The organism is Mycetocola saprophilus, from assembly GCF_000718085.1.
Taxonomy (GTDB): Bacteria; Actinomycetota; Actinomycetes; order Actinomycetales; family Microbacteriaceae; genus Mycetocola; species Mycetocola saprophilus.
The window spans coordinates 271,771-284,133 of sequence record NZ_JOEC01000001.1 but is presented as its reverse complement, the minus strand read 5'-3'; the positions used below and the strand labels follow the sequence as shown (position 1 = coordinate 284,133).

At 67.3% G+C, this 12,363-nt stretch carries 12 protein-coding genes; 6 read left to right on the top strand and 6 right to left on the bottom strand.

What is annotated here, in order from left to right; translation table 11 throughout:
* Positions 1-18 precede the first annotated feature (18 nt).
* On the bottom strand, positions 19-459 hold the full coding sequence (locus IE92_RS0101255) for a LysM peptidoglycan-binding domain-containing protein (protein WP_081863784.1): 441 nt from the start codon (positions 457-459) through the stop codon (positions 19-21).
* A gap of 402 nt (positions 460-861) precedes the next feature.
* Between IE92_RS0101255 and lexA the strand changes: the two genes are divergently transcribed.
* Together lexA and IE92_RS0101245 are read left to right on the top strand one after the other, a co-directional pair.
* Positions 862-1,566 (top strand): transcriptional repressor LexA, encoded by a 705-nt coding sequence (lexA, locus tag IE92_RS0101250; RefSeq protein ID WP_030143064.1) that lies wholly within the window; start codon positions 862-864, stop codon positions 1,564-1,566.
* 128 nt (positions 1,567-1,694) lie between these two features.
* Positions 1,695-2,210 (top strand): methylated-DNA--[protein]-cysteine S-methyltransferase, encoded by a 516-nt coding sequence (locus IE92_RS0101245; protein WP_211250738.1) that lies wholly within the window; start codon positions 1,695-1,697, stop codon positions 2,208-2,210.
* 136 nt (positions 2,211-2,346) lie between these two features.
* Here the strand turns inward: IE92_RS0101245 and hflX are convergent, their stop codons facing one another.
* Entirely contained in the window at positions 2,347-4,077 is a 1,731-nt protein-coding gene (hflX, locus tag IE92_RS0101240) for a GTPase HflX (RefSeq protein WP_245601194.1), read from the bottom strand.
* Positions 4,078-4,118: 41 nt separating this feature from the next.
* Between hflX and IE92_RS0101235 the strand changes: the two genes are divergently transcribed.
* A complete protein-coding gene (locus IE92_RS0101235; protein ID WP_030143061.1) occupies positions 4,119-4,760 on the top strand; it encodes a class I SAM-dependent methyltransferase in 642 nt (213 codons plus the stop codon).
* 63 nt (positions 4,761-4,823) lie between these two features.
* Here the strand turns inward: IE92_RS0101235 and dapF are convergent, their stop codons facing one another.
* From dapF to IE92_RS0101220, 3 genes are read right to left on the bottom strand one after another with little or no spacing between them, the layout of a single operon-like run.
* The gene (gene dapF / locus IE92_RS0101230; RefSeq protein WP_030143060.1) at positions 4,824-5,720 is read right to left on the bottom strand and encodes a diaminopimelate epimerase; all 897 of its coding nucleotides are present in this window, start codon (positions 5,718-5,720) and stop codon (positions 4,824-4,826) included.
* Between the two features lie 41 nt (positions 5,721-5,761).
* On the bottom strand, positions 5,762-6,436 hold the full coding sequence (locus tag IE92_RS0101225) for a response regulator (protein ID WP_030143059.1): 675 nt from the start codon (positions 6,434-6,436) through the stop codon (positions 5,762-5,764).
* Entirely contained in the window at positions 6,433-7,824 is a 1,392-nt protein-coding gene (locus IE92_RS0101220) for an ATP-binding protein (protein ID WP_051701458.1), read from the bottom strand. Before IE92_RS0101220 ends, IE92_RS0101225 begins: the two co-directional genes overlap by 4 nt.
* A gap of 180 nt (positions 7,825-8,004) precedes the next feature.
* On the opposite strand from IE92_RS0101220, the gene IE92_RS0101215 reads away from it, so the two are divergent.
* Genes IE92_RS0101215 through IE92_RS0101205 form a run of 3 tightly spaced genes read left to right on the top strand, consistent with a single transcriptional unit; the run spans position 8,005 to position 11,193 of the window.
* Positions 8,005-8,985 carry a Bug family tripartite tricarboxylate transporter substrate binding protein gene (locus IE92_RS0101215; protein WP_030143057.1) on the top strand — a complete coding sequence of 327 codons (981 nt, stop codon included), beginning with the start codon at positions 8,005-8,007 and terminating at the stop codon, positions 8,983-8,985.
* A complete protein-coding gene (locus IE92_RS0101210; protein WP_030143056.1) occupies positions 8,982-9,614 on the top strand; it encodes a tripartite tricarboxylate transporter TctB family protein in 633 nt (210 codons plus the stop codon). Before IE92_RS0101215 ends, IE92_RS0101210 begins: the two co-directional genes overlap by 4 nt.
* 46 nt (positions 9,615-9,660) lie before the next feature.
* Positions 9,661-11,193: a tripartite tricarboxylate transporter permease gene (locus IE92_RS0101205; RefSeq protein WP_030143055.1), complete on the top strand. Its 1,533-nt coding sequence runs from the start codon at positions 9,661-9,663 to the stop codon at positions 11,191-11,193.
* A 108-nt stretch (positions 11,194-11,301) separates the two neighbouring features.
* On the opposite strand, the gene miaA is transcribed toward IE92_RS0101205, so the two are convergent.
* Entirely contained in the window at positions 11,302-12,351 is a 1,050-nt protein-coding gene (miaA, locus tag IE92_RS0101200) for a tRNA (adenosine(37)-N6)-dimethylallyltransferase MiaA (RefSeq protein ID WP_081863783.1), read from the bottom strand.
* Between the last annotated feature and the right edge of the window lie 12 nt (positions 12,352-12,363).

The following is a 12,363-nucleotide window of genomic DNA, read 5'->3' as shown; positions in this document are numbered from 1 at the left end:
CTGCACGGGTGTGCGAACCTAGCGCGTGGGAGCGTCGAAGCGCAGCGGAATCGCCAAGCGCTGACCAGCTTCCAGGCCGGATCCCTGCAGCTGGTTGAGGTCTCGGATCTCGGCGATGACATCCCGCGGGTCGGCCGAGGGGTCAAGCGACACGGCGAGCTGCCAGAGGGTATCGCCGCTTTCCACGGTGACGTAGTGGAAGGAAGCGTCGCTCGGGGTTGAGGAGGCAACCGCTCCCCCGGCGCTCAAACCCACCACCAGGAGCGCGATCACCAGGGGCAGCGCCACCAGCGTCGTGATGACGATGCGGCCGCGCCGGGTCAGACGCAGCTTGCCCGAGGGGCGAGCCTTGGCAGCAGAGGCGGCAACACCGGCGGGTGCTGCCAGAGCAGAGGGCTCGAATCCGAAGGAGGGACGAGCGGTAGCGGGACGGCGGGGATTCAGGATTGCGGTACTCATAATGGGCCTCTCTGTACCGGTGGGTGGCGATCAGCCGGGCATGCCCGGCTTTCGGTGCCCGTGCGGCGCTCCATCCTGCGAAGCAGAGTCCGAGGAGTGGAAGCCGTGGCCGGTGTAAATGAAAGCGTGCTGAAGACAAAGCGTGCTGAAGAAGGGAAATCCAACACCGGGGTTTGCTGTACCGAGGCGGTGTTTTCGAAGGGCGTTAGAACATCTGTTTCGAATATAACTTCGAATAATCGAATTCACAAGCCGGTATTCGAATCTTTTTGAGATTTTTTCCCGACACACTCGAAGAAATGTTTGTTTTCCCAGCCGTCGCTGGATACAGTTTCGAGTGTTGGGATTACTCAACCAATAACCACCGACACTGGCTCAAACGGGCCGTCAGGACGGGAAACCATGGTCACCAAGAAGCCGAACGTAGACGCCACCGACGCGCCCAAAACCGGCACTCGGCGACGCAAGAGCCTGAGCGAGAAGCAGCGTTCGATTCTCGAATACATCTCCCGTTCGGTGGCCGACCGTGGATACCCGCCGAGCATGCGCGAGATCGGCGACGCCGTGGGCCTCGCCTCGCTGTCCAGCGTGACCCACCAGCTCAATCAGCTGGAACTCAGCGGATACCTGCGCCGCGACCCCAATCGTCCCCGCGCCCTGGAGATCCTGATCGATCTGCCCGGCACCACCGTGTCCTCGGCCAGTTTCGAATCGGTCACCCCGCCGGTGGGCGACGCCGCCATGGTGCCGCTGGTGGGTCGGATCGCCGCGGGTTCCCCGATCACCGCCGAGCAGCAGGTGGAGGAGGTCTTCCCGCTGCCGCGCCAGCTCGTGGGCAAGGGCGACCTATTTATGCTCAAGGTTTCCGGCGACTCGATGATCGACGCGGCCATCTGCGACGGGGACTGGGTTGTGGTGCGCCAGCAGCACGACGCGGAAAACGGGGACATCGTGGCCGCGATGCTGGACAATGAGGCCACCGTGAAGGTGTTCCGTCAGCGCGACGGCCACACCTGGCTACTCCCCCGCAACTCGAACTTCGAGCCGATCCTGGGTGATCACGCCGAGGTGCTCGGCAAGATCGTCGCGGTCCTGCGCGCGGTCTAGTTCCCCGCCGCGGGCTCGATCGATTCGATTTCCCGGGCCCCGGTCCGACATCCCGAGTCGAGCAGCCCGCATCCCGGATCCCGCAGCCCGAAACGAGGTAGAGCGTGCACACCACCGAGGATTCGAACGTGTCCCGCCTGATTCACGCGGTCATTCCCTCGCCGGTGGATGAGCTGACCCTGGTCGCTCGCGGCGAGACGCTGATCGCCGTGTACTTCGCCCAGCACGCTCGCCGGCCCTCCGATGGTGCTCTCGGCGACCGGGTGGACATCGCGGACAGTTCGGTGCTCGCGCGCACCCGCGATCAACTGGCGGAGTACTTTGCCGGTGATCGCGAGACCTTCGATCTCCCGCTCGCCCCCGAGGGTGAGGATTTTGCCCAGCGCGTCTGGGCCGAGATTCGGCGGATTCCGCGTGGACAAACCATCCGCTACGGCGATATCGCCGCCGAGCTCGGCCAGCCCGGCGGTGCGCAGGCCGTGGGCGGAGCGGTGGGTCGCAATCCGCTGAGCATCATCGTGCCGTGTCATCGCGTGGTCGGGGCCGACGGATCGCTGACCGGTTACGCGGGCGGCACCGCCCGCAAGGCCTTCCTCCTGGAACTCGAGGAGGACGAGTCGGCCAGCGCGGCCCGGCTGTTCTAGCCGACAACACCGAGGGTGTGTCGTTCAGCAACGCCGAAGGGGCGAGTCCATCAGGACTCGCCCCTTCGTCTTTTGATCGTGCCTGCGCTGGTCGCGTGACGCTCGGCGCAGGACATCGGTCACTCGGGGATCGGCACTACCGCGCGAACTCGTCGAGTCCCGCGGCCACCTCGGGTGAGGCAAACGCGTGAACGCGAGTGCCGTCCTCCTCATAGTCGAGGGTGACCACGCGGCCACGACGGTGCAGCAACGAAATCACGTCGCCGCGGTCGTAGGGCACCAGCAAATTGAGCTCAACCGACGGGCTGGGCAGCAGCTCGGCGATCTTCGCCAGGATTTCCTCGATGCCCTCGCCGGTGCGCGCCGAAGCGAAGATCGCGTGCGGTTCGAGTCCCAGCAGCACCAGGCGGTCCTCCTCGGACACCAGGTCAGACTTATTGAACACCACGATTTCCGGGATGTCCCGGGCACCGACATCGGTGATCACATCACGCACGGTCTTGAGCTGGGCCGAGGGGTCGGGATGGGATCCGTCCACCACGTGCACGATCACATCGGAGTCGCCCACCTCCTCCAGGGTCGAGCGGAATGCCTCGACCAGTTGGTGCGGAAGGTTACGGACAAAACCGACGGTATCGGTGAGTGTGTAGACCCGACCATCCTCGGTTTTGCTCTTGCGGACGGTCGCGTCCAGGGTCGCAAACAGCGCGTTCTCGACCAGCACGCCGGCCCGGGTGATCCGGTTCAGCAGACTGGACTTGCCGGCGTTGGTGTACCCGGCAATCGCGACCGAGGGTACCTCGAAGCGCTGACGGTTGGCGCGCTTGGCCTCTCGGGCGGGCAGGAAGCCCTTGATCTGACGGCGCAGCTTCGACATCCGAATGTGGATGTGTCGGCGGTCCAGTTCGAGCTTGGTCTCACCGGGACCACGCGAACCCATACCGGCTCCACCCACCTGACCACCGGCCTGGCGGGACATCGAGTCACCCCAACCACGCAGACGGGGCAGCAGGTATTCGAGCTGGGCCAGCTCCACCTGGGCCTTACCCTCGCGGCTCTTGGCGTGCTGGCTGAAGATGTCGAGGATCACGGCCGTGCGGTCGATCACCTTAACCTTCACCACATCTTCGAGCGCGCGGCGCTGGCTGGGCGAGAGTTCGGTGTCGGCAATGACCGTGTCGGCACCGAGTGCCTTGACGATCCCCGCAAGCTCGGCGGCCTTTCCGCTCCCGAGATAGGTGCTGGCGTCGGGATTGGCGCGGCGCTGCAGCAGACCGTCGAGAACCGCGGCACCCGCGGTTTCGGCGAGCGCGGCCAGCTCCCGCAGCGAGTTTTCGGCGTCGTCCTGCTTGCCCTGCGGATACACGCCGATCAGGACGACGTTTTCCAGGCGAAGCTGGCGATACTCAACCTCGGTGACGTCCTCAAGCTCGGTGGAGAGCCCGGCGACGCGGCGCAGGGCTGCGCGGTCGGCGCGGTCGGCCTGATCGCCATCGCCCGCCGATCCCTCGGTGTCGTGGTCCTGCAGGGCGGCGGCACGGCCGGTGGCAAACACGTTGACCGCGCCGGCACGGGAGGCGGCACCACGCAGGACACGCTCGACGGCGTCCTCGGAGTCCGCACCGTGATCGTCCGCACCGTGATCGTCAGCACCGGTGGAATCGGTGGAGGAGGTGCCCGTGGAAGAGGCACCGGTGGAATGGGACGCGTCGTACCCGGACGCGGCGGGGGAATGAGTGGCGGAATCGCCGGTCTGTGTCGAATTGTGGGTACCCCGCTCGGCGGCCTGGGCGGTGCCCGTGGCGCTCTGCACCGCGGCATCGCGGTCGTCTGCGGGGGTGATGGTGTTCGGGGTGTCTTTTGTCATCGAGTTAACCCTAGTTCGTATCCATCGGATACGGTCTAAATATGTCGAGTGAACACTATTTTGATGCAACACCCGCGGGTGATGCGGTCTATCGAACCATCACCGCGCGCATTGCCGGCGTCGAGCGCACGCTGACCACCGCGAATAAGGTCTTCTCCCCCGCCCACCTCGACGAGGGCACCCGCATTCTGCTCGAGGAGGTGCCCGAGCCGCCGACCCACGGCAACCTGCTCGACCTCGGTGCCGGCTGGGGCCCGATCTCCCTCGAGCTCGCGCTGCTGAGCCCCGAGGCCACCGTTTGGGCCGTGGACGTGAACGATCGTGCACTCGACCTGGTGCGTAATAACGCCGCCGATCTGGGTATCACCAATATCCGTGCCGTGCACCCCGATGAGGTACCCGCGGACATCCGGTTTGAGGCCATCTGGTCCAACCCGCCGATCCGCGTGGGCAAGGACGTCTTGCACGGCATGCTGGAGCACTGGCTGCCCCGCCTGGTCGAGCAGGGCGAGGCCTGGCTCGTGGTGCAGAAGAACCTGGGTGGCGACTCGCTGCAGCGCTGGATCGCCGAGACCCTGGGGAGCGAGTTCACCGTGAGCCGTCACACCACGGCCAAGGGTTTCCGGGTGATCCTGGTGGATCACTCCGCCGCCGATGATGAAGATTTGCCCGACTTCGTATAGCGATCACACACGAGAAAGGCCCCGGTGGAATTCACATCCACCGGGGCCTTTTGAGTATGGTGCCTAGACCCGGTGCAGCGCGTCCAGGTCCACGGTGCCGGTGTAGACCAGTTCCGCGGGACCCGAGAGGGACACGTGCTCGCCGTCCTCGGTGGGGAACATGCGCACGGCGCAGACGCCGCCGGGCACGGTAACTCGCCACTGGTTAGGGGCGGCGGGGCCGGCCCAGAAGCGGGTGGCCAGGGCTGCGGCGGCGATCCCGGTGCCGCAGGAGAGCGTCTCGCCCGAGCCGCGCTCGTGCACGCGCATGCGGATCTGGCCCACGCCGTCACGCACCAGCTGGGCGGCGGGAACCACGAGTTCCACATTGGCACCGGCCTCGGGGGCCGGATCCAGGGTCGGGGCGACGGTGAGGTCGGCCTGGTCGAGCTCGGAGTCATCGGCGAGCGCAACCACCACGTGCGGATTCCCCACGTTGATGCCCACACCCGGACGGGCCACCTCGACGCCGCGGGTGTGCACCAGCGGGCCGTCCTCCTCCAGGCGCCAGCGTCCCAGGTCCACGGCGAATCCGCCGGCGGTCACCTGGACGTCGCGGACACCCGCGCGGGTCCCGATCGCGATGGTTTCGCCGCGCTCAAGGGTGATCAGGCCGGTGTCGATCAGGTAGCGCACAAACACGCGGATTCCGTTGCCACACATTTCGGCCACCGAACCATCGGCGTTGTAATAGTCCATGAACCACTCGGCGCCGGAGTCTTCGGCCAGGCTCTCGGCCCCGTATTCGAGCGAGGCGGAGCGGGCGGCGCGGATCAGGCCGTCGGCACCGATCCCGAAGCGACGATCACACAGGGCGGCGATGGTGGCCGGAGTCAGCTCGTGCCGGGCATCGGGATCGGTGATCAGGACAAAGTCGTTGCCGGTGCCGTGGCCCTTGTGGAAATCGAGTGTGTTCGCCATTGCCCCAGTTTAGGCGTCGCGGCCCGCATCGGAAAACCCGCTCAGCGGCGGCGGTAAAGGATCTCCGGGCGTCCACGCTGGCCGTAGCGGTGTTCGCTGCGCAGCACCCCCGTGCGCACCAGGTGGTCGAGATAGCGCCGGGCGGTAATCCGGGAGAGTCCGCAGGCGGCGGCAACCTCGATCGCCGAGGAGGCCTGCTCGGTGGACACGGCGTTCTCCACCAGCCGCGCGGTGGATTCGGAGAGCCCCTTGGGCAGACGGCGATCGCCACCCCGGCCGGCCTCGATCAGCGCGTTCACGTCCTCCTGTCCGAGCGGTGCCGGGTCGACCCGCGGACGGGTCGCCGCGCGCCCGTCGCGATACGCGCCGAGCTTCTGCTCAAACAGGGCGCGGGAGAAGGGCTTAACCAGGTAGTCGGCGATCCGAGCCGAGGCCGCCTGAGACACCGTGATGCCGTCGTTGGCCGAGCTCACCACGATCACGTCCACCGCGTCGTCGCTGAGCTGACGCAGGCGGTGCAACACCTCGACCCCGCTGAAATCGGGCAGGTGGATATCCAGCAGCACCAGATCGATATCGCCGTCCAGGAGCCGGTCCAGTGCGGCGGCCCCGGTGGCCGCGGTGTCGGCAACCACAAAGCCCGGAAGACGCTCCAGCGCGCGGATGTGCATGCGGCAGACGGCCGAGTCATCGTCCACGATCAGGGTGCGGATCATCGCGCGGTCTCCTCCGGGTCGGGGTGGACGGGTGCGGGCGGGTGCTGCGCACTGACGGCGCCGTGGGCGGGACGCAGCGGCGGCACGAGGGCGTCCATCCGGGTACCCGCCGATCCGTCGGTGGGGGTTCCCACGGTGATCCAGCCGGCGCGGGTCTCGATGATGCGGGCCACCAGCGCGAGACCGAAGCCGCGGGGCAGGTCCCGTTCCCCCGGCGATTTGGTGCTAAAGCCACGCTCGAAGATGCGCTCGTGGTCGGCGCGGGCAATCCCGCTCCCGCTGTCGCACACCCGGATGGACAGGCCCTCGGGCCCCCGGGTCAGGCGAAGCTCGACCCGGCCACCCGGTCCGGCCGCATCCACCGCATTCGAGAGTAGGTTGGCGATCACCTCAAACTCCTCGGTGTCCAGGCTGCCCGGCTCGGCATCCTCGAATTCGAGGTGGCCGCCCTGGGCTACCAGGATTGCCCGCTGCCGCTCGATCAGGGTGCGCAGGCCGCTGCGGGACACCGGGGTGGGAGCGGTGCGCGGTCCGGTGGACGCCGCCTCACCTCCCCCCACCGAATCCGCGCCGGAAACCACCTCGGCGTCCACGGGAACCAGGGTACGAATATAGTCGAGCGCCTCGTCGTTTTCCCGATCCTCGAGCAGGCCGTAGAGCACGTGCAGGCGGTTGGTGAATTCATGCGACTGCTCCCCCAGGGCCGCGCCCACTCGGCGCTGAACCACCAGGTCGCGGGCGTCGCGGGCGAGGCGGTCCAGGCGCCGTCCCAGCAGCATCGTGACCAGGGCGGCCGCCCCGATCCCCACCGCGAGGGATCCCAGCGCCCAGGGCAGCAGGCCGGCGACCCCGTCACGCATATCCTCGGCGATTGCGCTCTCCAGGATGCCCACCGAGGCGGTGCCGATCACCGTCCCCGAGGTGTCGTAGACCGGCATCTTGGCGCGCAGGGTGGGTCCCAGGGTGCCCGCCTCGACCCCGACAAAGTGTTCCCCGGCCAGGACCCGACGGTGATCGGTGGAGACCCGCTCCCCCACCAGGGCGGCGTTGGGATGGGTGAGCCGGATGCCCGCGGTATCCGTGATCACCACGTAGTCCATCCCCGCGGCCTCGGCCACCAGATCGGCGACGGGCTGAAGCTCCCCGGTGGGCCAGGGGGCCAGGATTCCCGCGCGGACGGCGGGCAGGCTGGACAGGGACTCGGCGACCTGGATCACCCGCTCCTCGGTGGCCGCGCGAATCTGACGCTCCTGCACCATCAGCGCCACGATCACCGTGATCCCCAGGCACACAAACACGATCCCCACCTGAACCAGCAGCAGCGTGAGGCGGCGCGGCGCACTCGGGGAGCGCTCGGCGCGCCCATCCGTCCTGTGCCCAGACACCATCGTCCTCCCTCACGGCCCGTGGGCCACCGCCAGGCTACCAGCGCACGGGCATCCGCTCCGGCACACGGCGCGGTCATTTAAGACCACAAAACACACAAATAGACCGGGCCCTCCCGGGTGCCTAGCGTGGGAACACCAAACTTGCGTCACAGCGTTGTGGCGGAAGCGGAAGGAACAAACATGAAGAAAACGATTCTTTCGGTCGTGGTGGGAGTCCTCACGATCGGTGTGTTCACGGCGGCGGCGATGGATGCCAGCGCCTCGGGGTCCACCGCCTCGGCACGCAGCAAACTCACCATTATGGCCCCGGCCTCCCCCGGTGGAGGCTGGGACGGCTTCGGCCGCGAGGGTCAGCAGGGCCTGCGGATGGCCGGCATCGTCAACAACGCCCAGGTCATCAACGTGCCCGGGGCGGGCGGAACGATCGGGCTGAGCAAGCTGGTTCAGATGGATGGACGCGACGACATCCTGATGGTCACCGGAGCGGTGATGATCGGTGCCAGCGCGCTCTCCAAGACGCCCGAATCACTGGCCGACACCACCCCGATTGCGCGCCTCGCTGATGACTACAGCGTGCTCGTGGTCCCCGCGGCCTCCCCGTACACCACGATGGAGGAGTTCGCCGCGGCCTGGAAGCAGGCTCCCGGCGCGCACTCGATCGCCGGGGGTTCGCTCGGCAGCATCGATCACCTGCTGAGCGGCCTGCTCGGGCGCACCGTGGGGATCAACCCGGGGGACGTCAACTACGTCGCCTACTCGGGCGGCGGCGAGGTGCTCGCCTCGATGCTCTCCAACACCGCGGCCGCGGGGATCTCCGGCTACAACGAGTTCCGCGACCAGATCGAAGCCGGCACCCTGCGTGCCCTGGCGATCTCCTCCCCCGAGCGTCTGGACGGGGTGCCCGTGCCGACGTTCATCGAATCCGGGATCGACGTGGAAATGTCCAACTGGCGCGGCTACGTGGCACCGCCGGGCATCTCCGATGAGGCCCGGGACGAGATGGTCGCGATCATCACCGAACTGCACGCCACCGACGAGTGGCAGGACACTCTGCGCCGCAACAACTGGACCGATTCCTTCCAGGTGGGGGCCGAGTTTGACGCCTTCCTGGAGGAGGAAACCGTTCGGGTGTCCGATCTGATTAGGGAGCTGGGACTATGACCGCCACATCCGTCACCCCGACCCGTCCGGCCGATGCCTCCTGGTGGCACGGGCGCGGCGAGCTCGTGGTCGCCGCCCTGGTGCTGGGCCTCGGGATATTCCTCGGCATCGGCACCGCAACCATGGAGGTTCCACCGGGATCCGGCGTGCCGGGCCCGCAGTTCTTCCCCACCATCGTGAGCGCCGGGCTGGGCATCCTCGGGGTGCTGCTGGCCATCCAGGTCATTCGCAATCCCGAGGCCGAGGTGGGTGCCGGGGGAAGCGATGATCTGGGCATGGACCCCGACCTGCTGGGCGAGCTCGGTGATATCGACACCACCTCGGAAATCCGGGTGGTCGCCTCGGCCACCGGGGACGACGTGCCGCGCACGGGAACCGACTGGAAAACCTTCGGATTTGTGCTGGCCGGTCTGGTCGGGTTTGTGCTGCTGCTGGTTCCGCTGGGGTGGATTCTCGCCGGGGCCGTGCTGTTCTGGGTCATCGCCCGGGCCCTGGGCAGCAAGCGACCGGTGTTTGATATCGCCATCGCGATCCTAATGTCCTCGGCCATTCAACTCGCGTTCTCCGCGGGCCTGGGCCTCACCCTGCCCTCGGGCATCCTCTCGGGGGTGTTCTCATGGCTCGGCTAAGCACCCTTTCCCCGCTTGTTGACGCGATGTATTTGGAGGTCCGGACATGGATCAGCTAACCCACCTGCTTGAGGGATTCAGCGTCGCGCTGACCCCGATCAACCTGCTCTGGCTCCTCATCGGCGCGGTCCTCGGTACCGCCGTGGGTGTGCTCCCGGGCCTCGGCTCGGCAATGGCGGTGGCCCTGCTGCTCCCGGTGACCTTCAGCCTGGATCCCACCGGTGCCTTCATCATGTTTGCCAGCATCTACTTTGGTGGGCTGTTCGGGGACTCCACCGCCGGCATCCTGCTCAACACCCCCGGCAACTCCTCGGCCATCGCCACCACGTTTGAGGGCCACCGGATGGCCAAGGACGGCCGTGCCGCCAAGGCCCTGGGAACCTCGGCAATGGGCGCGTTCCTGGGCGGGATGATCGCGACCACGCTGGTGGTGTTCTTCGCGCCCTACCTGGTGAAGCTGGCAACCCTGTTCGGCCCGGCCGAATACTTCGCGCTCGCCGCCTTCGCCTTCGTGGCGATCTCCTCGGTTGTGGCCGAATCGGTGCTGCGCGGACTGCTCGCCCTCGCGATCGGCCTGGCCCTGGCCATGGTCGGAATCGACGGTCCCAGTGGCGCTGCCCGATTCACCCTGGGACTCCCGCAACTGTTTGACGGCATCTCGATCATCGTGATCACCGTGGGCCTGCTGGCGCTCGGCGAGGTGCTGCACGTGGCGTCTCGAATTCACCGCGACGGCGCGGTCACCCGGGTTTCGGCCGGCGGATCGCCGTTCCTCAACTGGTCGGAATTCCGCAAGGCCTTCCCCGCGTTCCTGCGTGGCACCAGCTTCGGTGTGCCGTTCGGTGTGATCCCGGTGGGTGGTTCGGAGGTTCCGACCTTCCTCGCCTACGGCACCGAGAAGAAGCTCGCGCAGCGCCGCAAGGATCCCGACTTTGGTGGGCGCGGCGCGATTCAGGGTGTGGCGGCCCCCGAGGCCGCGGGCAACGCGACCGCCGGAACCGCGATGGGGGCGCTGCTCGCGCTGGGACTGCCCACCTCCGCCACCGCGGCGATGATGATCGCGGCCTTCCAGCAGTACGGCATGCAGCCCGGACCGCTGCTGTTTGAGCGCAGCGCCGACCTGGTGTGGCCGCTGCTGGCGAGTCTGTTTGTGGGGCTGATCATCCTGCTGATCATCAACCTGCCCTTCGCCGCCGTCTGGGCCAAGCTGCTGCTGGTGCCCAAGCACTACCTCTATGCGGGGATCACCCTGTTTGCGATGCTCGGTGTGTATGCAATCGCCTCGGCCGAGATGGACCTGTGGCTGGTGCTGGGCATCGGACTGCTCGGATTCCTGATGCGCCGCTTCTCGATCCCGCTGGCCCCGGTGCTGATCGCCGCGATCCTCGGTCCGCTGGCCGAGACCGAGCTGCGGCGCTCGCTTGCGGTCTCCGAGGGCGACCTGGGCATCCTGGTGGGTTCCCCGATCACGATCACCCTGTACTCGCTAATGGCCATCGCGATCGGCTTCACCCTGTTCCAGGCGCTGCGCCGGCGCGGAGCGAAGAAGCGTGAGGCGGTGGGCGCGACCCGCTCGTAGTCGCCGTCGATAACGGCACACGCCGCATCGGGAAACCGTTGCGGCGTGTGCCGTTTCCGCGCGTTTTAGGCAGGGACGGCTGCCGGTCCCCGCGTCAGGGGTGAGACGTCAGGACAAGGCGGAGGGCAGGATGTGTTCGGCGATCTCGGGCAGCGTCTCGGCAACCGTGTCGAACACGTGGGCACCCCGATAGCGCTTGAACCAGCTCACCTGACGACGCGCATAGCGGCGGGTGAGCCGGCGCGTGTCCTCAATCGCCTCGGTCTCGGTCATCTCCCCGCGGATCTGCGCGGCGGCCTGGCCGTACCCGATCGCCCGTCTCGCGGTGACCCCGGCATCGATGCCCGCCTCGAGCAGACCGCCGGCCTCGGCAACCAGCCCGGCCTCCCACATCCGGGTCACCCGCGCATCCAGGCGGGCGACGAGGTCCTCACGCGGCGCGGTGAGCGAAATGAGCAGGGTGGGGGTCCACCACACGGGCTCGTCCGGCAGGGTTCCGGCGATGGGTTCCCCGGTGATTTCGGCCACCTCGAGTGCTCGCACGATGCGGCGTCCGTTGTGCGGACCGATCCTCTCGGCCGCCTCGGGGCTGAGATCGCGCAGCCGGCGAAACAGCATGCCGGGCCCCTGGGCGCTCAGCTCGGCCTCTAATCGGGCGCGAATCTCTGGATCCTGGCCGGGGAATTCAAAGTCGAACAGCACGCTGGACACGTACAGGCCGGATCCGCCCACCAGGATCGGCCAGGCACCCCGGTCAAGGACGTCACGGATGATGCCGCGAGCCTCGGGCTGATAGTGCGCGACGGCCGCATCCTCATGCGGATCCAGAATGTCGAACAGGTGGTGCGGAAACTCCGAGCGCTCGGCGACACTGAGCTTGGCCGTACCGATATCCATGCCGCGATAGAACTGCATCGCATCCACGTTGATAATCTCGGCCCGCTGCCCGTAGCCGGCAAGCCTCCGCGCCAGCTCGAGAGACAGGTCACTCTTCCCGGTGCCGGTGGCCCCGACCACGGCTATCAGTCGCGGATTCCCGAGGTCCTGGAGCAGCGGTCCGGACGAGATCGGCCCCGACTCACGCTCGCTCGCGCTGGTACTCGTAACCTCGCTCAGATCCGAAGCCGGATTCGTGCTCGGGCTCGAAACTGGATTCATGCTCGGGCTCGT